Below are 210 nucleotides of genomic sequence, written 5' to 3'. Positions count from 1 at the left end.
AGGGAGATGCGGTCGCAGCGTTCCGCCTCGTTCATGAAATGGGTGGAGACGAAGATCGTCACACGGTCGCGCCGCGAGAGGTCGATCATCATCTGCCAGAAACGGTCGCGCGCGATCGGATCGACGCCCGATGTCGGTTCGTCCAGGATCAGCATCTCCGGTCGGTGCACCATGGCCACCGCGAGGCTGAGCCGCTGGCGCTGGCCGAGC

1 protein-coding gene is annotated in these 210 nt (G+C 65.2%); it reads right to left on the bottom strand.

The window, feature by feature from the left end; translation table 11 throughout:
* Positions 1-210: AAA family ATPase (locus tag QD228_RS17125; protein WP_279876149.1), on the bottom strand; the 210-nt coding region annotated here is incomplete at both ends.

Origin of the sequence: Cobetia sp. 3AK, assembly GCF_029846335.1 — a bacterium.
Taxonomy (GTDB): domain Bacteria; phylum Pseudomonadota; class Gammaproteobacteria; order Pseudomonadales; family Halomonadaceae; genus Cobetia; species Cobetia marina.
This window is presented reverse-complemented; position numbering and strand designations above follow the sequence as displayed.